14 protein-coding genes and 1 pseudogene are annotated in these 20,629 nt (G+C 64.0%); 12 read left to right on the top strand and 3 right to left on the bottom strand.

Going from position 1 to position 20,629, the window contains the following annotated elements; translation table 11 throughout:
- Positions 1 to 18: 18 nt before the first annotated feature.
- Positions 19 to 1,029 carry a LacI family DNA-binding transcriptional regulator gene (locus KM135_RS09930; RefSeq protein WP_281422160.1) on the bottom strand — a complete coding sequence of 337 codons (1,011 nt, stop codon included), beginning with the start codon at positions 1,027 to 1,029 and terminating at the stop codon, positions 19 to 21.
- Positions 1,030 to 1,290: 261 nt separating this feature from the next.
- Between KM135_RS09930 and KM135_RS09925 the strand changes: the two genes are divergently transcribed.
- The 8 genes from KM135_RS09925 (at position 1,291) to KM135_RS09890 (ending at position 13,951) form a co-directional block, all read left to right on the top strand.
- Positions 1,291 to 3,666 carry a TonB-dependent receptor gene (locus tag KM135_RS09925; RefSeq protein WP_246605908.1) on the top strand — a complete coding sequence of 792 codons (2,376 nt, stop codon included), beginning with the start codon at positions 1,291 to 1,293 and terminating at the stop codon, positions 3,664 to 3,666.
- A gap of 63 nt (positions 3,667 to 3,729) precedes the next feature.
- The gene (locus KM135_RS09920; RefSeq protein ID WP_221713854.1) at positions 3,730 to 5,097 is read left to right on the top strand and encodes a sulfatase family protein; all 1,368 of its coding nucleotides are present in this window, start codon (positions 3,730 to 3,732) and stop codon (positions 5,095 to 5,097) included.
- Entirely contained in the window at positions 5,094 to 6,398 is a 1,305-nt protein-coding gene (locus KM135_RS09915; RefSeq protein WP_246605906.1) for a spinster family MFS transporter, read from the top strand. The genes KM135_RS09920 and KM135_RS09915 overlap by 4 nt, the downstream gene beginning before the upstream one ends.
- On the top strand, positions 6,395 to 8,068 hold the full coding sequence (locus tag KM135_RS09910; RefSeq protein ID WP_221713853.1) for a glycoside hydrolase family 3 protein: 1,674 nt from the start codon (positions 6,395 to 6,397) through the stop codon (positions 8,066 to 8,068). Before KM135_RS09915 ends, KM135_RS09910 begins: the two co-directional genes overlap by 4 nt.
- A 20-nt stretch (positions 8,069 to 8,088) precedes the next feature.
- Positions 8,089 to 9,015 carry a formylglycine-generating enzyme family protein gene (locus tag KM135_RS09905; RefSeq protein ID WP_221714071.1) on the top strand — a complete coding sequence of 309 codons (927 nt, stop codon included), beginning with the start codon at positions 8,089 to 8,091 and terminating at the stop codon, positions 9,013 to 9,015.
- Positions 9,012 to 10,670, top strand: a complete 1,659-nt coding sequence (locus tag KM135_RS09900; RefSeq protein WP_221713852.1) for a sulfatase family protein — start codon at positions 9,012 to 9,014, stop codon at positions 10,668 to 10,670. The genes KM135_RS09905 and KM135_RS09900 overlap by 4 nt, the downstream gene beginning before the upstream one ends.
- Before the next feature lie 29 nt (positions 10,671 to 10,699).
- On the top strand, positions 10,700 to 12,622 hold the full coding sequence (locus KM135_RS09895) for a glycoside hydrolase family 3 protein (protein ID WP_246605904.1): 1,923 nt from the start codon (positions 10,700 to 10,702) through the stop codon (positions 12,620 to 12,622).
- 30 nt (positions 12,623 to 12,652) lie between these two features.
- Positions 12,653 to 13,951, top strand: a complete 1,299-nt coding sequence (locus KM135_RS09890) for a sugar MFS transporter (protein ID WP_221713851.1) — start codon at positions 12,653 to 12,655, stop codon at positions 13,949 to 13,951.
- 209 nt (positions 13,952 to 14,160) lie between these two features.
- On the opposite strand, the pseudogene KM135_RS09885 reads toward KM135_RS09890, so the two are convergent.
- Together KM135_RS09885 and KM135_RS09880 are read right to left on the bottom strand one after the other, a co-directional pair.
- Positions 14,161 to 14,658, bottom strand: a pseudogene (locus KM135_RS09885) (FxDxF family PEP-CTERM protein); the annotation flags it as partial.
- A 248-nt stretch (positions 14,659 to 14,906) separates the two neighbouring features.
- Positions 14,907 to 15,530 (bottom strand): TetR/AcrR family transcriptional regulator, encoded by a 624-nt coding sequence (locus KM135_RS09880; RefSeq protein WP_221713849.1) that lies wholly within the window; start codon positions 15,528 to 15,530, stop codon positions 14,907 to 14,909.
- 111 nt (positions 15,531 to 15,641) lie between these two features.
- Between KM135_RS09880 and KM135_RS09875 the strand changes: the two genes are divergently transcribed.
- From KM135_RS09875 to KM135_RS09860, 4 genes are all read left to right on the top strand, one after another.
- Complete coding sequence (locus KM135_RS09875) at positions 15,642 to 18,026, top strand: TonB-dependent receptor (RefSeq protein WP_221713848.1); 2,385 nt, start codon at positions 15,642 to 15,644, stop codon at positions 18,024 to 18,026.
- 25 nt (positions 18,027 to 18,051) lie between these two features.
- Positions 18,052 to 18,924, top strand: a complete 873-nt coding sequence (locus tag KM135_RS09870) for an alpha/beta fold hydrolase (RefSeq protein WP_221713847.1) — start codon at positions 18,052 to 18,054, stop codon at positions 18,922 to 18,924.
- Positions 18,925 to 20,190, top strand: a complete 1,266-nt coding sequence (locus KM135_RS09865; protein ID WP_221713846.1) for a spinster family MFS transporter — start codon at positions 18,925 to 18,927, stop codon at positions 20,188 to 20,190. It abuts the gene before it with no gap.
- A 101-nt stretch (positions 20,191 to 20,291) separates the two neighbouring features.
- On the top strand, positions 20,292 to 20,629 hold a 338-nt coding region (locus KM135_RS09860; protein WP_246605900.1), incomplete at its 3' end, for an isocitrate/isopropylmalate family dehydrogenase.

Genomic DNA, 20,629 nt, shown 5'->3' with positions numbered 1-20,629 from the left:
GCAGCAAGCGAAAATGGATCAGATCGGCTGGGTCATCCTCGCGGTCGAGCCGCGCGTGACGATCTCATAGGGCGCGTAAATGGTATGCTCGGACCCCACATCGCCCTCCGCGAAGCGGCGTGCGAGGACTTCGATCGCGGTGTTGGTCATTTCGATGATGGGCTGACGGATCGTCGTGAGCGGCGGCCAGAGCCGGGTCGAAGTCGGGCTGTCATCGAAGCCGGCGACCGAAAGTTGTTCGGGAACATGGATACCGCGTCGGTGTGCAACCGAGATCACGGCTGCTGCCGTGTCGTCATTGCTCGCGAAGATGGCGCTGGGCGGCACCGGCAGGTTGAGCAGCGCCTCGCTGGCGACGATGCCCATGTCGAAGGTCAGATCGCCATCGGCCACGATCGAATCGTCGGGCACGATGCCAGCGTCCTGCAGCGCTTGCCGGTAACCCGCATAGCGCGTCTCGCTGATCCGGTGATGCGCCGCTGCCCGGATGAACGCGATGCGACGATGACCCAGGCCGATGAGATGCGTCGTCATGTCATAGGCCGCAGCGAAATCGTCGATACGGACCGACGTGACATCCGGTAGCTCGCTGCCGGCGCACAGGCCCATCAATGGCATTTCGCCGAGATTTTTGAGTACGTCCTGGCCGCTGACCACTTCGCAATAGGGTGCCGGCAGGAGCAGTGCGTTCGCGCCATCCTCCTCGACGAGCGCCAGGATCGTCTCGCGGATGTCGCTCAACTTGCTGGTCGATCTGCGGATGAGCAACTGTGCGCCGCAGCGTGTCGCCGCGTCGAGGGCACCGACCAGCATGGCGCTGACAAAGGCGCTGTCCGGACTGGAATAGACGAGGCCGATGCGCATGGTGGTGGCACTCGCAAGGGCCCGGGCCGCCGCATTGGGCTTGTAGTTCAGCGCTTCGATCGAGCGCAGCACCGCATCGCGAGTCGCGGGCCGCACCTTGCGGCCGTTGATCACGTTCGAGACCGACATGGGGGACACACCAGCGTGTGCGGCGACGCTATGCATGGTCACCGCGTTGCTCGACTTCCGAGATTTATCCTTCGCCGCCACGCGCCCCTCCACAGACTGTGTGTAGCGCTACATTTTTATATTGACGATGCCAACCCTTCATGAATATGTAGCGCTACATCTCGGCATAGACCGAGTGGGAGGGGATGGCACGTGATCGCGCACGCCCCTGCTACGCCGTCCACGGCACAGCATAGAAACGGGGTTTTCAACATGGTCATGCTTCAACGCACCCTCGTCCTGTCGAGCACAGCCAGCTTGGCGGCCCTAGCGCTCGCAATGGGCGCGTCAGCCGCACAGGCGCAGACCGCCGACCAGTCGGCGGTCCAGGGCGACACACCGGAATTGGCGGCTGACGAAATTGTCGTCACCGCCCAGAAGCGCGCCGAGCGCCTTCAGGATGTTCCGCTTTCGGTTACGGCGGTGAGCGGTGACACGCTGGGAGAGCGCCAGATTAACGACACCGCCTCGCTGGTCCGGGCCGTTCCCGCGCTGACCTTCCAGCAGGGCAATCACCCAGCGAACACCACCTTTCGCGTGCGCGGTGTCGGCACGGCGCTGTTCGGCCAGGGTGTCGAGTCATCGGTGGCGGTCGTCGTCGATGGCGTGCCGCTTGCCCGCCAGGCGCAGGCGGTCACCGATCTAGCAGACATCGAGCGTGTCGAAGTGCTGCGCGGGCCGCAGGGGACGTTGTTCGGCAAGAATGCCAGCGCCGGCCTCATCAACATCGTGACGGCGCGCCCTGCCCGGGATCTTGAGGGCAGCGGCGAAGTCACCATTGCCGAGCGCGGCGAATATCGCGCCAGAGGCACCATGTCGGGCCCGCTTTCGGATGCGCTGCGCGCCCGAATTTCCGGCTTCTACAACGATGTCGAAGGGCCGACCTATAATGTGAACCTCCAGCGCCGCGTCAATGGCTCGAGCGCCTGGGGCCTGCGTGGCAAGCTGGAGTGGGACGCGACCAGCAATCTCAACTTCCTCCTGATCGGCGAATATCGCCAGCAAGATTCCGACTGCTGCACGTTCGCATCGATCCAGATCGTCAATCCGGTCATCAGGCAGCTTGAAGCGCCGGTGGTCGCCTCACCGACCAATCGTCTGGTTACCGAGGACACGCCGAACCGCGCCGACACCGACCAGACCAGCGTCTCGCTTCAGGCCGACTGGGATGTGGGCGCCGCGACGATCACTTCGCTGACCGCCTTTCAGAACTTCAACCTGTTCGTGAACCAGCCCATTGATCGCCTGGACACGGATCCGGTTCTCTATGTCGGAGCGGCTGCGCCCTATGCGTCCTGGAACTTCAATCAGGGCATCCTGCATCTCAAGCAGTTCTCGCAAGAGCTGCGCATCGCCTCGAACGGGTCCGGCGATCTGACTTATGTGGCCGGCCTGTTTTACAGCCACGGCGACATCGAACGTCCCTTTGCTCGCCGCCGCGCAGTCTGTTCGGTTGGCACGACGATCGGCGAGATTTGCGCCGCGCCGACCTATCAGTCCTCGTCGAGCTTTGCCCGCCTGAAAACCGACAACGTCGCGGCCTTTGCTCAGATCGAATATCGTCTGGCCGGTGGCCTCAAGGCCATTGGTGGCCTTCGCGTTCAATATGAGACCGGCGAGAATTACGGCATCCAGCTCGGGGTCGTAAACGCCGGCGACACGTTGCTCCCCGGCGTGGCCAGCGGCAGCGGCACGCTGCGCGACAGCGATACCGCCGTCACGGGCAAGGCCGGTCTGCAATATGAATTCCATCGCGACCTCCAGATGTATGCGACCTACACGAATGGCTATAAGGGCCTCGGATACGACATGGAGGCCGGCGCCAACTTCACGCAACAGCGCACCCTCGCGCCGGAGCGGGTGAATGCCTATGAAATCGGTATGAAGGGCCGCACGCTCGACGGCATGTTGAGCTACGCTCTGTCGGTCTACCGCTCCGACTATTCAAACCTTCAGGTGCAGGCGAACCGCAGCAACCCCGTCACCGGCGTCGTGCAGTTCGTGTCCACCAACGCCGGCAGCTCGCGTGCGCAGGGTGTTGAGCTTGAGGCCACGCTGCGCCCGGCCGACGGGCTGAGCATCCAGGCATCGATCTCCTACACCGACTCCACCGTCAACATCGATGGCCTCAATTGCCCGCTTCAGTTCCAGGCCGGCGCTCCGACGCTGGACGGCAACTTCCCGGTCAACAGCTGCTATCGCGCCCGCACCACGGTGAATGGTGTCACGACCGTGTCCGGGCCGCGTCAGGACCTGCGGAACGCGACGTTGCCGAGCTCGCCCAAGTGGCGCATCGGCTTCGCACCGCGCCAGGACTTCGACATCGGTGCGAGCTATGGCGGCTTCGTGCAGTTTTCCGTGAATTATCAGAGCAGCCAGGGTTTCGCGATCGAGCAGGATCCGCTCCTGGTCCAGAAGGCCTATGCGATGGTCGATGGCAGCATCGGTCTCTACACGAGCGACAAGCGCTATAATCTGTCGATCTTCGTGAAGAACCTGTTCGACCAGAATTATTATTCGGCCATGGCGCATAACTCGCTGCTCGCGACCGCCGCCAATCCGAATGACGTGGTAGCCTCGTTCAACCGCGACGCCGACCGCTATTTCGGCGCGACGTTCGGCGTGCGCTTCTGATGTTGCCAGAACGCCTTCCGGAGGAGACTCTGGAGGGCGTTCACGACGGATAGGATCAGCGCCATGGATCGTCGGCATTTTCTGGGAACCGTCGCGGCTTCTCTGGTCGGCCAGGCTGCGCATTCCGCAAAGGGCGCCGACAAGTTCTTCTCAAACGGTCGGCCGCCAAACTTCATTGTCATCCTCTGCGACGACCTGGGCTATGGCGACATAGAGCCGACCGGCGGAAGGCAGATCAAGACGCCCAATCTCAGGAAGATGGCGGCGCAGGGCGTCACATTTTCGGATTTCTACGCATCGGCCAATGTCTGCACGCCTTCGCGGGCAGGCCTGTTGACCGGCCGATATCCGGTGCGCACGGGCCTTGGCTATCAGGTGATTCTGCGTGAGGATGACCGGGTACTGCCGACCTCCGAGGTGACGATTGGCAAGGCGCTCAAGGCAAAGGGTTATCGCACCGGCCTTTTCGGCAAATGGCATCTGGGCCATCTGGGTGACGAGTGGTTCCCCACTCGCCACGGTTTCGATCGGTTCGCAGGCATACCCTATAGCCACGACATGGCTCCTCTGCCCTTCTATGTCATGGACGGCGAGGCCCCGCCGCGTGAGGAGAAAGCGGAGGTGCCGCAGCTTCAGCAGCGCTTTTACAGCGAAGCCGAACATTTCATCGAGGCCAATGCCGACGCCCCCTTCTTCATCGAACTGGCGCTGAGCGCTCCGCATCTCCCGGCTTATCCGATCTCACCCTACCTTGGGCGGTCGAAGGCAGGCGCTTATGGCGACGTGGTGGAGGAGATCGATGCCATTGTCGGACGGCTGCTCGACAAGCTCCAGGCACTCAGCCTTGACCGTGATACGATCGTCCTGTTCACCTCTGACAACGGCCCCTGGTATGAAGGGTCGAGCGGCGGATTGCGTCAGCGAAAGGGCGGCGGCGGGTATGATGGCGGCTATCGCGTGCCGATGATAGCCTGGGGACCCGGCCGCTTCCCGGCCGGTCTCAAGACGGGCGCGATCGCGATGTCGATCGACGTCCTGCCGACCCTGTGCGCGCTGGCCGGTGTCGTACAGCCCGCGCAGATAGAGATCGACGGCAGGGACCTCGCGCCGCTGCTGACCGGGAAGACTGCGCTCTCGCCGCATGACGAGCTGGTCCTGTTCGATAATGAGGATGTCGTCGGCATCCGCACCCAGCGCTGGAAATATGTGAGCGGCGATTATTATCGGGGTCGGCTCTTCCCGACCGAGGACAAATATCCGCAACTGTACGACGTGCTCGCGGACCCGTCCGAAAGCTACAGCGTCGCGGATCGATTTCCTGACGTGCTCGCCGACATGAGGGCTCGGCTGTCCGGCGCGCGCGCGCGCTTTGCGCCCTTCAAGTCCAGGGAACTGCCCAAGGCCTTTCGCGGCGCAGGATCGGGCCATTGACCGAGACGCCGCCCTGGCCGCCGGCGCGCACCGCATGGCTGGTGGCGCTGACCCTGATGCTGGCCAATACACTCGCCTTCGTGGATCGTCAGGCGCTGGCGCTGCTCGTCCAGCCGATCAAGCAGGATCTGCGCGCTTCGGACACGGCGATGAGCCTGCTCTACGGGCTGAGCTTCACCTTGTTCTACCTGGGTGTCGGCATCCCGGTTGCGCGCCTCGCGGATCGATCCAACCGGCGGAACATCATCGCCATCTCCGTCTTCACCTGGAGCCTTGCCACGGCTGCCTGCGGCCTTGCGCGGTCTTACATGAGCCTGTTCGTCGCGCGGCTGTGCGTTGGCGCGGGCGAGGCGGGGTTCGGGCCATCCGCCTATTCCGTCCTGGCCGACTACTTTCCGCGCGAACGCCTCGCGGCGGCAATCGGCGTTTACCAGATGGGGACCTATCTCGGCGGCGCGCTGGCGCTTCTCGCAGGCGGCCTCGTGGCGACCTGGTTCCCTCCGACGCAGGAAATCACCTTGCCGCTCTTCGGGGCGCTCAAGGGCTGGCATATGGTGTTCCTGGTGCTGGGCGCGCCGGGCATCCTTCTCGCACTTGCGGTACTCCTGATCCGTGAACCGGCCCGCAGAGGTGCGACCGCGGCAAGCACGCACGTGCCCTATGCCGCCTTGTTCGTGCATGTCGCGGCGCGGCGCAGCGCCTATCTCGGCATTGGCATCGGCTTTGCGCTGATGATCCTGGTGGGAAATGGCACCGGGGCCTGGATTCCGTCCTTCTTCGCGCGCAAATTCGGTTGGTCGATCGCGGAGATCGGCCTGCGCTACGGTGTCGTTGTGCTGTTCTGCGGGGCGACGGGTGCCCTGATCGGAGGCTTCCTCGCCAGTCTGATGGAGCGGCGCGGCTGTGCGCGCGGGAACCTCACCATCGCACTCATCGGCTTCGTCGCCCTGGTCCCGATCACGATCGGCTTCCCGCTTGTCTCATCCGCCGGTCTCGCGCTCGGCCTGATCGGGGCGATGAACTTCTTCGCGGGATTCAATCTCGGCGGCGGCTACGCGGTCTTGCTCGACCTCACGCCCAATCGCATGCGCGCTCTCGTCGCGGCGGGCTATGTAGTGCTGATCAATCTTCTCGGCGGCGCGCTCGGGCCGACCGTCGTCGCTCTCATCTCCGATTATGGCTTCGCCGATCCGCAGCGCCTGCCGGAAGCGATCGCCATCACCTGCGCCATTTTCTCGCCGCTCTCCGTCCTGTTCCTGCTGGTCGGCATGCATGGTCTCGAGAAGGCCCGCGCGCTATGAGCTTTGATGATCCGCTGGCGCTCGAGGCGCAGGACGCCGCCTGGGTCGAGCGCACGCTCGCCGGCCTCTCTGTCCAGGAGCGGATATCGCAGCTCTTCATCCTTTCTACCGGCGAGGATACGAGCGCGGAAGCCGCCGCCGTGTCGCGCCATAACCCCGGCGGGGTTCATCGCTTTCCCGGCGCTGATCTCGATCGCAGCCTGCAAGCGACGCGCGAGATGCTCGATGCCGCCCAGGTGCCTCTCATCCTCTCCGGCGACATTGAGGGCGGCGCCGTCAGCTATCCGTTCGCAACGCCGGTACCCAACCAGCTCGGCACCGCTGCGTGTGACGATCTCGACCTTTCCTATGAGATTGCCGACATCGTCGCCCGCGAGAGTCGGGCGCTCGGTTACGACTGGTCGCTCACACCGGTCGTCGATCTCAATCATGCCTTCCGCAACCCCGTGGTCGGTACGCGCTCCTTCGGCTCGGACGTCGAGACGGTGCTGGCGCAGGCGCGCGCCCATATCCGGGCGATGCATGCCCATGACCTCGTCGCGACCGCCAAGCACTGGCCGGGTGACGGTTATGACGAGCGCGACCAACATATGGTGACTACCGTCAATCCCCTGAGCCTGGAAGCATGGGACCAGAGTTTCGGCCGCATCTATCGCGCCCTGATCAATGACGGGTTGATGGCCGTGATGTCCGCACATATCGCTTTCCCGGCCTTCATTCGCGCCTTACGGCCCGACGCCGGAAGGGAAGCCTATGCGCCCGCCTCGGTCTCGCATTTGCTGAATCAGGTGCTGTTGCGCGAGCAACTGGGCTTTCGCGGCATCATCGTCTCCGACGCGACTGTCATGGGCGGTCTCACCAGCTGGATGGACCGCGCCGAAGCGGTGCCGGCGGTCATCGAAAATGGCTGCGACGTGTTCCTGTTCAGCCGGGATGCCGCGAGCGACATGGCGCTGATGCTGGACGGCCTGCGCACAGGGCGTCTGAGCGAGGCGCGGCTCGATGAGGCAGCGCGGCGCATGCTCACGCTCAAGGCCAGGCTCGGCCTGCATCGTAAGAGCAGTGCCGAGCGCATTGCTCCCACCGAGCTTGTCCGCGCACAGCTGCGTCAACCGGCGAGCCTCGCCGTGGCCGAGAAAGCCGCCGGGCTCAGCCTCACCCTCGTCAAGGATCGGCAAGGGCTATTGCCGCTCGATCCTGCTTGGCATCGCCGCGTAACCGTGATCGCCGATGCCGGCGGCAGCTTCGTCTCCGGCGCACCGGAGCGCAGCTTCGAGCCGCTCCTCGCCGAGATGCATGCGCGCGGCTTCACCGTGCGCACTTATGATGCGGACCAGCCGCCGACCCGGGCTGACACCGATCTGGTCGTCTATCTGATCGGACAGGATGCCATGGCGGGCGTCGGCGTCATTCAACTGGACTTCGCCGCGCTGCATGGCAGCGCCCGCAAGGCGATGATGCAGTTCAACCGCGAGATTCCCACGCTGCTCGTGTCCTTCGGCCAACCCTATTATCTCTACGACGCGCCCAATTTCTCGACCTGTGTGAACGCCTACTGTCCGCTCGCCGATAATCAGCGCGAACTGGCCCGGCGCCTGGTCGGGGAATTGCCGTTCACCGGACGAAGCCCTGTCGATCCCTTTTGCGGGCTGGAGCAGTTGCGATGGTGACGCGGCCATCGACACCGGGCATGCAGCGCCTCGCGGGCGGCGTCTTCGCCATGGGCTCGGAACGTTTCTATCCCGAGGAAGCGCCAGTGCGGCAGGTGCGCGTCGATCCGTTCTGGATCGACGAGGCGCCTGTGACCAATCGCGATTTCGCTCGCTTCGTTGCGGCGACCGGCTATCGGACGCTCGCCGAAACTGCGCCCGATCCCGCCGACTATCCGGGCATGCCGCCCGAGCTTGCCCAGCCCGGATCGCTGCTCTTCCAGCCGACCGCCGGCCCCGTCGATCTGGAAGATTTCACCCAATGGTGGTCATTCGCCTTCGGAGCGGATTGGCGCCGTCCGTTGGGGGCCGGCAGCTCGATCGAGGACAAGCCCGACCATCCCGTCGTGCATGTCGCTTATGAGGATGCGCAGGCTTATGCCGACTGGGCGGGCAAGAGCCTGCCGACCGAGGCCGAATGGGAGTTCGCCGCACGCGGTGGTCTGGAGGGCGCCGAATTTGCCTGGGGCGACGAGCTGGCGCCTGGCGGCGCAATGCTGGCCAATTACTGGCAGGGCGCCTTTCCTCATGAGAATAGCCTGCTTGATGGCTGGGCGCGGACTTCCCCCATCGGCACGTATCCGCCGAACGGATATGGCCTGTTCGACATGGTCGGCAATGTCTGGGAATGGACCGTCGACTGGTGGTCCGAGCCCCGCGCCGAGGCCAAGTCCAGTGGCGCCTGTTGCGTGCCGCACAACCCGCGCGGCGGATCGGAGCGCGAAAGCATCGATCCGTGTACGCCGCATGTGCCGATCGGCCGCAAGGTTCTGAAGGGCGGCTCGCATCTCTGCGCCCCTAATTACTGCCAGCGCTACCGGCCGGCTGCGCGACACGCGCAGCCGATCGACTCTTCCACCAGCCATATCGGCTTTCGCTGCGTCATTCGCGAAAAGGACCAACAATGACCCGACGCCCGTCCCGATTGCGCGCTGCCGCGCTCGCCGCCTGTGCGATGATCTCGAGCCCCGTCTGGGCGCAGGGCGTCACCGCATCCGGTGGCAAGCCCGTCAACATCATCTTCGTACTCGTCGATGACCTGCGCTATGATTCCATGGGTTTTCTCACCCCGGGCCTCAAGACGCCGAACATCGATTTTCTCGCGAAGAACGGCGTCTATTTTCCCAACGCCGTGGTGACCTCGTCGCTCTGCTCGCCGAGCCGCGCGACAATCCTGACCGGCATGACGGCCCGCAATCACGGTGTGATCGATAACAACAACTCTTCGGAAGAAGGCCTGACCTTCTTCCCGACCTATCTGCAGAAGCGGGGCTATCAGACCGGCTTCTTCGGCAAATGGCATATGGGTGACGACACCGATGCGCCGCGGCCGGGCTTCGATCGTTGGGTCAGTTTCAAGGGGCAGGGGACATATTTTCCGACTGATCTGCTCAGCCCTCAGCAACTCGCGTCCGGTGAACGGCAGACGCTCAACGTCGATGGTCAGGTGATCAAGCGCAGCGGCTACATCACGGACGAACTGACCGACTATGCGATGGACTGGCTGGAGAAGGGCCGTGACCCGTCAAAGCCCTTCTTCCTCTATCTGAGCCACAAGGCCGTGCATTCCGACGCGGTGCCGCCCGAGCGCTACAAGGATCAATATGCCGATCTGGACATCAAGCTGCCGGACAGCATGGCGAACACGCCCGAGAATAACCGCGGCAAGCCCATGTGGGTCCGCAATCAGCGTAACAGCTGGCATGGCGCGGACTTCCCCTATCATACCGATCGGAAGCTGCAGGAGCAGGTGCGCGATATCTATCGTTCGCTGTCGCCGGTCGATGACAGCCTTGGCCGCATCCTCGCCTATCTCAGGAAGAAAGGGCTCGATCAGAATACCATGATCGTCTTCTATTCCGACAACGGCTTTCTGTTCGGCGATCATGGCCTGATCGACAAAAGGAACGCCTATGAGCCGTCGGTGCGCGTGCCGATGGTCGCCTATGCGCCGGGACTGCTGCCCCAGGGCGTGACCAACCCCGCCGTGGTGCGCAATCTCGATCTCGCGCCGACATTCCTCGACGTGGCGCACATCGCCAAGCCGCCCCAGATGGAGGGTGTCAGTTGGCTTTCCCTGGCGGAAGGCAAGGTCAAGCCGGAGGATTGGAAGCCGGGCGACTTCGTCTACGAATATTATTGGGAGTGGAGCTTTCCGCAGACGCCAACCACATTCGCCATCGAGCGGGATCGCCTTAAATATATCCAGTATCATGGCGTGTGGGACACTGAGGAGCTTTACGACCTCAACAAGGATCCGGACGAGATGGTCAATCTGATCAACGATCCGGCCTATCTCGATCGCAAGGTGGCGCTGCGCCATGCGCTCTTCGCGCAACTCGCCGACACGCGGGGCCGCCATGCCGTGCCCTATACCGAGAAGACGAGCGCCGGGGTGTCGTATCGCGATGAGAATGGAACCCGCGCGGCCGATTTTCCGCCTGAATTCTACACTGCGCCGAACCTTCCCTCGAAGATGAACGGCATCTTTCCCGACACGGCCGCCAAGGTGGAAGCAGACAGCAAGGGTGAGGCCTATCGCCCCGGCAGGACTGCCCATTGATGCCAGAACAGACGCGAGCAACCAACTCCATGACCTCGATGCCCTTCCGCTTGACCGCGCTTGCACTCGCCATCTCGGCGATCGTCTCGAACATGTCGTCGGCCGATGCTCGCCCGGCCAAGGCCTATCGCGACCTCAATCATAATGGTCGGCTCGATCCCTATGAGGACGGGCGCCGGTCAGATGAGGTGCGCATCGAGGATCTGCTTCGGCGCATGACGCTTGAGGAGAAGGTCGGCACGATGATGCACGCTACTCTGCCCTCGCGCGATCCGCTCGGGCATGAAGGCGACAGCTATGATCCCAAGGAAACCGCACGCCTGATCAACGAGGCGAAGGTGACCAGCTTCATCACGCGGCTCGCCGTCGCGCCGGATGCCATGGCGCGGCAGAACAATGCGGCGCAGCGCGTCGCGGAAGGCTCCCGTCTCGGCATTCCGCTCACGATCAGCACCGATCCGCGCAATCATTTCCAGGCGGTCTTCGGTGCCAGCACGCGGGGCGGGGGCTTCTCGCTCTGGCCCGAGACGCTGGGGCTGGCGGCGATCGGCGATCTCTCGCTGGTTCGCCGGTTCGGCGAAATCGCCAGGCGGGAATATCGCGCCACCGGCATCCACATGGCGCTCTCCCCGCAGGCCGATCTCGCGACGGAACCGCGCTGGCCGCGCACGACCGCGACCTTCGGCTCGGATCCCGCGGCCGTGTCGCGCCTCGTCGGCGCTTATGTTGCCGGGTTCCAGGGCAGCGATACCGGCCTCACGCGCGATGGCGTCGCGACGGTGGTCAAGCATTGGGTCGGCTATGGCGCCCAGCCCGACGGGTTCGACGGCCATAACTATTACGGACGCATCGCCCGGCTCGGCAATGCGACCTTTGCCCAGCATGTCGCCGCGTTCGACGGTGCGCTCGCTGTGCGCACGGCGGGAATCATGCCGACCTATCCGATTCTCACTGGCGTGTCGCTCGACGGCAAGCCGCTGGAGCCGGTCGGCGCGGGCTTCAATCGCCAGTTGCTGACCGACCTGTTGCGCGGACAAAAGGGCTTTCGCGGCCTGGTCCTGTCGGACTGGGCCGTCACCAATGATTGCCCGGTCACGTGCAGCGCGCCGACGGCCGACAAGCCGCAGGGCATCGACGCGATTGCCGTGCCTTGGGGGGTTGAGACACTGTCCAAGGAAGATCGCTTCGCCAAGGGTGTCAACGCAGGCATCGATCAGTTCGGCGGGGTCGCGGACAGCGCGATATTGCTCGCGGCCTACAAGGCCGGCAAAGTGCCGCTTTCCCGCATCGACGAATCCGTGCGGCGCGTGCTGCGCATCAAGTTTCAGCTCGGGCTGTTCGAGAATCCTTATGTTGATGAAGCGGCGGCGCTGAATGTCGTCGGCGACGCCGGTGCCCGAGCCGAGGCCGAGAAGGCCCAGCGTCGCGCGCAGGTTCTGCTCGAGAACAGGCAGAATCTTCTGCCTTTCGTCGCCGGACGCAAGGTATGGCTCTACAAGATCGATGCCGCCGAGGCGTGGGCGCGGGGCTTCACCGTCGTGGACGATCCCGCGCAAGCCGACCTCGCCATCGTGCGCGTGGATGCGCCGTTCGAGACTCTGCATCCCCATCATTTCTTCGGAAGCCGGCAAAATGAAGGACGGCTCGACTTTCGCGACGGGCAACCGGATTTCGAGGCCATCAAGCGCGCGTCGGCGCGCGTGCCGACAGCCGTCGTCATCAATCTCGACCGGCCTGCCATCCTCACCAATGTGCGCGACAAGGCGCATGTGCTGCTCGCGACCTTCGGCGCCAGCGATGCGGCCGTTTACGATGTTCTGACCGGCAAGGCGCGGCCGGAAGGCAAGCTCCCGTTCGAACTTCCTTCGAGTATGTCTGCCGTCGAAAGTCAGGATCCTGCCGCGCCGGATGATAGTGTCGCGCCGCTATATCCGCGCGGTGCCGGCCTCTGACCGTCACCGCCTCCCACCCAAAGGACTGTCATGGAGATTTCACGCCCCCACGATCCGGCCGGCACGCATGTTGACGCACCAGAGTTGAGACTGTTCGTGATGGCGTTGTTCTTCATCTTTGGCGGCATTACGTCGCTGAATGACGTGATCATTCCAAAATTGAAGGAACTTTTCACGCTCAGTTACATGGAGGCGATGCTCGTGCAGTCGGCCTTCTTCGTCGCCTATCTGGTGATGTCGATTCCCAGCGCGGCGATCGTCAAACGGATTGGCTATATGCGCGGTGCGGTCGTCGGCCTGCTGACGATGATGGCCGGTTGCCTGATGTTCATCCCGGCTTCGTCGAGTGCCATGTTCGGCCTGTTCCTTCTGGCCCTGTTCGTGCTGGCGAGCGGCATCACCCTTGTTCAGGTTGTCGCCAACCCGCTCATTTCGCTGCTCGGCGCTCCCGAGACCGCACATAGCCGGCTCACGTTCGCCCAGGCTTTCAATTCGCTCGGCACGACGATCTTTCCCTTCGTCGGCTCGATCCTCATTCTCGGTGGCCTCGCGCACGTCAGCGCCGACCAGCTTTCGGGCGCCGCGCTCGATGCCTATCGCGTCGCGGAGACCCGGGCCGTGGTTCATGCTTATCTTGGCATCGCCTTCGCCCTGCTGGTGGTCGCGGGCGTCGTCTGGCTCAACCGCCATCGCCTCCGCGAGGAGCACCATGACGGCGGCTCGATCCTCACGAGCTTCGACCTGTTGCGGCGTCCCCGCTTCGCCTTCGGCACGGCCTGTATCTTCCTCTATGTCGGCGCGGAGGTGGCGATCGGCTCGTTGATCGTGAACTATCTCATGCTGCCCGGAGTCCTCGGCCTTGCAGAGGGAGCCGCCGGCCAACTCATCCCGCTCTACTGGGGCGGCGCTCTCATCGGTCGCTTCATCGGCTCGGTGGTGCTGCGCATGGTCAGCCCAGGCAAGGTGCTGATGACCAATGCCGTACTCGCAATCGCGCTCATCCTGCTTTCCGCCAACAGCGGCGGTGCGCTGGCCGGCTATAGTCTGCTCGCAATCGGCCTGATGAATTCGATCATGTTTCCGACCATTTTCAGCCTTGCCTCGGAAGGGTTAGGTTCCCGTGCGGCGGATGGTTCCGGCATCATCTGCATGGCGATCGTCGGTGGCGCGGTTGTGCCCCCCGTGGTCGGGCATGTCGCCGACGTGTCCGGAAGCCTGGCATTCGCACTGGCAGTGCCGGCCGCCTGCTACGTTGTGATTGCAGCCTTCGGGCACTTCACGTCGAAGAACAAAGCTTTGGCTGCGACGATGACGGGCGCTCACGTTTAGTCCGACCGGCAGCCATGCCGTGCTGTGCGGACAGGTCCATATGGATGCTTCCGATTGCTGCTGTCGGTTAAACCTGGAGTCGTTGCGTCGCGGCCGGCCTCACATACCGACAAGGAAATGGCCGGAGGCACCCAACGGTGCTCCGGCCATCTGTCTTCCTGTTTCTTTCTCGCAGCGACGATCCATAGCGCCGCTGCCTCCGTCCCGGATCAGGCGAAGCGGACCGTCGTCGTGCGGCGACGCATTGCGGCGCCGATCAGGCCGAAACCGCCGATCATCATCGCCCAGCTGGCCGGCTCGGGAACCGGCGAGGCCGTGAAGGTGACCGTGCCAGTATAGATGCCCGACCCCGTTATGGTGCCGATGACGCGGATCGTGTTCAGCACGCCGCTGGTAATCGGAATATCGCCGATCGTGCGCGACTGGCCGCCGGGGCTGGCGATCAGCGCGTAGGCGGTGCCGTTGATGATGAAATCCGTGAAGGTCAGCTTGTTCGAGCTTCCACCCGAAAAGCTCGTCGATACCGACACGCTCGCCAGCCCGTCTTGCGGGACGGTGAATTCGAACGTGTCGTCGAAAGCGCCGGTCGAGCCGAAGCTGTTGAAGTAGAACGCCGTGAACGATGGCGAGGCCACGGTTCCGTTGGTCAGCGCAAAGTTCGCGCTCGGAAGCACGAAGGTCGTCGCCTGTGCCGAAGGGGCATAAGCGAGCGTCAGCGCGGCGAGCGCCGCGAAAGCAAATTTTTTCATAGTTGATTTCCCACGACTTGAATTAACCATAATCCTTAGGCCGAAAACGGCCGCTGGCAAGCGGGTCGCGGTGAACGGAGCCGGTAAGCCGCTCGGCTCGTCGCAAAAGCTGGCAACGGTTCCGGCATTGACCTCGGAAGAGCGGGTTTCAACCACCCGAACTCGGGACGAGCGCGGGCCTGCGCCGCCTGCGACTAGCCTCCAGGCTACCTTGTCGCGATGCCATCCCGCAGGATCGAATTTGCCAGATCGGCGATTCGATCGACCGACTCTTCTTCCGACCAGATGCTGTAGCGCAGGCCTAGGAACACGTTCATGCCCATGATCGCCCAGGCATGTTCCTCGCCTAGATCGTTGCGGAAGACGCCGAGCTTTGCGCCGCTCTGCAGGCGCTCCAGGATGCGCCGCGCAGTCGTCTCGTAGTGCGCCCGATGGCTTGGCGGATCGACAAACTCGGATTCGTCGATGATCCGGTAGATTTCCTTATGCTCGCGCGCGAAGCGCAGGAAAGCGGAGAGGGCGCGCCGCTCGGTTTCGAGCGGTGAGAGCTCGCCACCGGCCAGCGCCTGCCCGGCCGTGACGCGCACGCTATTGCTGAGGTCCTTGACCAGCGCGCGGAAGATCTCGTCCTTGGAGTCGAAATAGGTGTAGAACGTGCCCAGCGCCGTCCCGGCCCGGCTCGTGATGCCGGTGATCGACGCTTCGTGAAATCCCTTCTCGCCAAACTCCGTCGCGGCCGCATCGAGCAGCTTGCGCAGCGTGCGCCGGCCGCGCTCCGTGCGCGGTTCCTTGCTTGCGGGAGCGGGGGAAGGGGCCTCGGCCTTGTTCATCGCCTCACAGCTAACCGGTCATTCCAGTGATAGCAAACAAGAGATATTGAAAGTTGGTTCAACTCTCAATATACGATGCTCAGGACAACCAGAAACATGGGAGAGAGATCGATGAGCCACGCTCGTTTCCTCAAGGGCAGCGCCAACGTCGTCGTCGCGGCCATGCTTGCCACCAGCGGCCTGACGCTGAGCGTGCCGGTGCATGCACAGGAAAACACGGAGCCGCAGGCAGCCGAGGCCGATGATGCCGCGGCGATCATCGTCACGGCGCGGCGCCGCGAGGAGCGGCTCGTCGATGTGCCCATCGCGGTATCGACCTTCAGCGGCGCAGAACTCGACAAGCGCGGCGCGCTCGACATCACGGACGTCGCATCGGTTATACCGAACGTCACGATGGAGACCTCGCGCGGCACCAACTCGACGCTCTCCGCCTTCATTCGCGGCATCGGCCAGCAGGACCCTGTCTCAGGGTTCGAGCAGGGCGTCGGCATCTATCTCGACGATGTCTATCTCAACCGCCCGCAGGCTGCGGTGCTGGACATCTATGATGTGGAGCGGATCGAGGTGCTGCGCGGCCCGCAGGGCACGCTCTATGGCCGCAACACGATCGGCGGCGCGGTCAAATATGTGACCAAGCAGCTGCCGCAGGACTTCGCGCTGAAGGTCAAGGGCACATACGGCACCGATGACCAGGCCGACGGCATCGTCACCGTCTCGGCGCCGATCGGCGATATCGTCCGGGTCGGCGCATCTCTCGCGCGCCTTTCGCGCGGCGGGTTCGGGACGAACCTCACGACCGGCGAGGAGAATTACAACAAGGACATCTGGGCCGCGCGCGCCACGCTGGAACTGGGCGGCTATGGCGAACCGGTGCTGCTGCGCATCTCGGGCGACTATACCAAGGACGACAGCAATGCGCGCGGCGGCCATCGCCTGATCCCCGGCATCGCCTCGGGCGCGCCAGTGCTCTCCGACGTGTTCGACACGCGCGGCGGGCTCAGTGATCCGAAGCAATATGTGAAGGCCTATGGTCTCGCCGCCAATGCGACGGTCGATGTCGGCGGCGGCTTCACGCTGCGCTCGATCACCGGCTGGCGCAAGGATGACAGCGCCTCACCGATCGATTTCGATGCGCTCCCGGCGGTCGATGTCGACGTGCCGGCTTATTACCGCAACGAGCAGTTCAGCCAGGAAGTGCAGGTCCTCTACGACAATGACGGTCCGCTCACCGGCCTCATCGGCGGCTATTATCTCGATGCCAAGGCGGACACGCAGTTTGACGTGCGGCTCTTCACCACGGTCGCCGGCCTGACCGCCTTCACCGAGGCGGACGTCACCACGCAGACCTATGCGCTTTTCGGCGACTTCTCCTATAAGCTGACCGACCAGATCAGCCTGTCCGTCGGCGGCCGCTACACCTGGGACAAGCGCGGCGCGCGCATCCTGCGCCAGAATTATCTCGGGGGCGGCTCGCCGGTGTTCGGCGGGGCGGGGACACCGTTTGGCACGCCCAGCACCAATTTCCGTGGCGAGCGCGAGTTCAACAAGTTCACGCCGCGCGTCTCACTGAGCTTCCAGCCGACCCGCGATCACAATATCTTCGCGAGCTTCTCGCAAGGCTTCAAGGGCGGCGGGTTCGATCCGCGCGGTGTCGGCGTCAACGCGCCGACGGCGGTCGCCGGCAAGCCGACCGATGCCGAGATCGCGGCCTATCTCTCGTTCCGCCCGGAGACGGTCGACAATTACGAGATCGGCTACAAGGGCAATCTGCTCGACGGCGCACTCTATCTCGCGCTCGCCGCCTTCCGCATGGACTATAAGGACGTGCAGATCCCCGGCTCGGCCGGCTGCACCGTGGGCGGCCTGCCGACCTTCTGCGGCATCATCACCAATGCGGGCAAGGCTCGGCTCCAGGGGCTCGAAGCGGAAAGCAATATCCGCCTCGGCCGCGATCTTCTTGGCCCGGGGGACCGGCTGAGCTTCTCCGGCTCGCTCGGTTACATCGACGCCAAATATAAGGAGTATCTCGCGAACATCACCGATCCATCGACGGGCGTAGCACGCCCGGTCGACGTGGCGGCCTTCCGCAAGGTGCAGAACACGCCGAAATGGACCATGAGCGGCACGCTGGCTTATTCGACGCCGCTCGGCGCGGGCGATCTCGATCTTGGAACCACGGTCTCGTGGCGCAGCAAGACGTTCCAGTTCGAGGTGCCGAACCCCTATATCGATCAGAAAGCCTATGCGCTCTGGGATGCGAGCATCGTCTACACCGCGCCCGAGAAGCGCTGGACGCTGGGCGTCTACGGCAAGAACCTGACCGATCAGCGCTACAAGACCTCGGGCTATACCTTCGTCGGCGCCAATGCGGTCACCGGCGCGCTCGTGACCAATGCCAATGGCCAGCTGGTCCCGACGCTTGGCAAGGAAGGCACGCTGACGGCCTTTTACGGCAATCCGCGCCAGGTCTTCGTCACCGCCACGTTCAATTTCTAAACGACCCGGACCGGGACGAAGCGGCATGACGCCGACACCCGCCTTCGAGCCTCACCGCTTCGTCAGCGCGAGCGGTGAGCTCGGCCTCTTCGCCCGGATTTATCCGGGCGAAGGGCTCCCTTTGCTCCTGATGCACGGGCTGACCCGCAACAGCGCCGATTTCGAACCCCTGATCCCGTATCTGGCCGGCCGCCATCGCCTGATCGTGCCGGACCAGCGCGGCCGCGGCCTGTCGGAATCCGATCCGGATCCCGCCAATTACCGGCCCGACATCTACAGCGCGGACATGTTCGCGTTGCTCGACGGGCTCGGCATAGATCGCGTGGCGCTGATCGGCACGTCGATGGGCGGGCTCATGGCCATGCTCATGGCCTGTCTCCAGCCCGATCGCTTCCCGGCCGTCGTGCTGAACGATGTCGGCGCCGCGCTCGACCCGGCGGGGCTGGCGCGCATCCAGTCCTATGTCGGCCCCGGTGCTGCCTTCGACAGCTGGGAAGGCGCCGCAGCACGCTGCGCCCGCATCAATGGCGAGGCCTTCCCCGATTTCGGGCCGGAGGACTGGTTGGCCTTTGCGCGCCGTACCTGCCGCGAGGATGCGGATGGCCGCGTGCGCTTCGCTTATGATCCGGCGATCTCGCAGAGCATCAAGGGCGATCAGCCGGACACCGTGCCGCCCGATCTCTGGCCGCTTTGGGACGCCCTTTCGGCCAAGCCGGTACTCATGCTGCGCGGCGAACTGTCCGATCTTCTCGCGCGCGATACCGTCACCGAAATGGCGGCGCGGCACAGCGGGCCTTTCGAAGCGGTTGACGTCCCGCGTCGCGGCCATGCACCCTTGCTCGACGAGCCGGTGGCGCTGGAGGCGATCAATGCATTTCTGCATAAGCATGTGGGCTGAATGAGCGAGGCACCTTCAGCCGCATCGACCGCGCGCCCCAATGTCGTGCTGGGCATGCTGCTGCTCGTCTACATCTTCAATTTCGTCGATCGGCAGATCCTCGCGATCCTCGCGGGGCCGATCCAGGAAGAGCTGAACCTCAGCGACGGGCAGATGGGCTTGCTGGGCGGGCTGGCCTTCGCGCTGCTTTATTCGACGCTCGGCGTGCCCTTTGCGTGGCTCGCCGATCGCACCAGCCGCAGCTGGGTCATCACCATCTCGCTGGTCTTGTGGAGCGGATTCACCGCCTTGTGCGGCTTTGCTCACAGCTTCTGGCAGATCTTCCTCGCCCGGCTCGGCGTCGGCATCGGCGAGGCGGGCGGTGTCGCGCCGTCCTATGCGCTGATCGGCGAATATTTCCCGAGCCACCGGCGCGCCTTCGCGCTCTCCATCTATTCGCTCGGCATCCCGCTCGGTTCGGCAGCGGGCGTGCTGGCCGGCGGCTATATCGCGGCGCAGGTGAACTGGCGCACGGCCTTCATCGCGGTGGGCATCGCGGGGATTATCCTCGCGCCGCTTTTCAAGCTGATCGTGCGGGACGGGCGGCAACCAGCCCCCGCCGAAACTGCCGCCGCGCCCGCGGCAAGCTTCGGTGAGATTGCGTCCATGCTGGCCGCCAAGCCGTCCTTCTGGCTGCTCTCGTTCGGCGCGGCGAGCAGTTCGATGCTGGGCTATGGTCTCGCCTTCTGGCTACCGAGCCTGCTGCGCCGCAGCTTCGGTCTCGGCCTGATCGAGACGTCGCATTTCATCGGCGCCGTGCTGCTGCTCGGCGGTGTGGCGGGCATGCTGCTTGGCGGCTGGCTCGGCGACCGGCTCGGCAAGCGGGACCGCGCCTGGTTCGCCTGGGTGCCAGCTTTCGCTTTCATCATCGGCGTCCCGTTCTTCGCCGCGGGTATCTACAGCGGCAGCGCGCGCCTCGCCTTCATCCTGTTCCTGATCCCGCAGGCCATGTCCTATGTCTGGCTCGGGCCGATCCTCTCGGCTGTCCAGCATCTCGTGGGTCCCTCCGCTCGCGCGACGGCCTCGGCCTGCTTCCTGCTGATCAACAATCTCATTGGGCTCGGTGGCGGCATCTATGCGCTCGGCGCTCTGTCCGAAGCGCTGACGCCGGTCTACGGCACCGAGGCGCTGCGTTATTCCATGCTCTATTCGCTCGGGCTCTATGCGCTGGCCGCGACGCTCATGGCGTTCGCAGGCCCAAGGCTGCGGCGCGACTGGCATAGCTGAACCGCTGAAGGGCGATATAGGCTCGACATATTGCCGCCCCGGACATTTCCTCGTCCCGGGCCATCCGATATCCAGCGCCCACGAATAAACGGGGGATAGCCATGGCGGAAGCAGCGGGCAGGGGACAGCGCAACTACAGCATCTCGGTCATCCCGGGCGACGGTATCGGCAAGGAAGTGCTACCCGAGGGCATCCGTGTGCTTGAGCGCGCCGCGCAGCTCTATGGCTTCACGTTCGAGCAGACATGGCACGATTTCGCGAGCTGCGACTATTATCTGAAGCACGGCGTCATGATGCCGGAGGACTGGAAGGCGCGGATCGGATCGCCCGACGCCATCTTCTTCGGCGCGGTCGGCTGGCCGGACACGGTGCCGGACCATATCTCGCTCTGGGGCTCGCTCATCCAGTGGCGCCGCGAATATGACCAGTACATCAATCT

It is taken from the genome of Sphingobium xanthum (assembly GCF_019737615.1).
GTDB classification, from domain to species: Bacteria; Pseudomonadota; Alphaproteobacteria; order Sphingomonadales; family Sphingomonadaceae; genus Sphingobium; species Sphingobium xanthum.
Note: the sequence above shows the minus strand (reverse complement) of the source record. Positions and strands in the feature narration are given on the sequence as shown.

What these genes read in the sequence shown, in the direction of transcription:
- KM135_RS09930 (WP_281422160.1), bottom strand. Translation starts at nt 1,029, where the DNA reads ATGCATAGCGTCGCCGCACACGCTGGTGTGTCCCCCATGTCGGTCTCG.
- KM135_RS09890 (WP_221713851.1), top strand. Translation starts at nt 12,653, where the DNA reads ATGGAGATTTCACGCCCCCACGATCCGGCCGGCACGCATGTTGACGCA.
- KM135_RS09905 (WP_221714071.1), top strand. Translation starts at nt 8,089, where the DNA reads ATGCAGCGCCTCGCGGGCGGCGTCTTCGCCATGGGCTCGGAACGTTTC.
- KM135_RS09895 (WP_246605904.1), top strand. Translation starts at nt 10,700, where the DNA reads ATGACCTCGATGCCCTTCCGCTTGACCGCGCTTGCACTCGCCATCTCG.
- KM135_RS09880 (WP_221713849.1), bottom strand. Translation starts at nt 15,530, where the DNA reads ATGAACAAGGCCGAGGCCCCTTCCCCCGCTCCCGCAAGCAAGGAACCG.
- KM135_RS09875 (WP_221713848.1), top strand. Translation starts at nt 15,642, where the DNA reads ATGAGCCACGCTCGTTTCCTCAAGGGCAGCGCCAACGTCGTCGTCGCG.
- KM135_RS09865 (WP_221713846.1), top strand. Translation starts at nt 18,925, where the DNA reads ATGAGCGAGGCACCTTCAGCCGCATCGACCGCGCGCCCCAATGTCGTG.
- KM135_RS09900 (WP_221713852.1), top strand. Translation starts at nt 9,012, where the DNA reads ATGACCCGACGCCCGTCCCGATTGCGCGCTGCCGCGCTCGCCGCCTGT.
- KM135_RS09910 (WP_221713853.1), top strand. Translation starts at nt 6,395, where the DNA reads ATGAGCTTTGATGATCCGCTGGCGCTCGAGGCGCAGGACGCCGCCTGG.
- KM135_RS09870 (WP_221713847.1), top strand. Translation starts at nt 18,052, where the DNA reads ATGACGCCGACACCCGCCTTCGAGCCTCACCGCTTCGTCAGCGCGAGC.
- KM135_RS09920 (WP_221713854.1), top strand. Translation starts at nt 3,730, where the DNA reads ATGGATCGTCGGCATTTTCTGGGAACCGTCGCGGCTTCTCTGGTCGGC.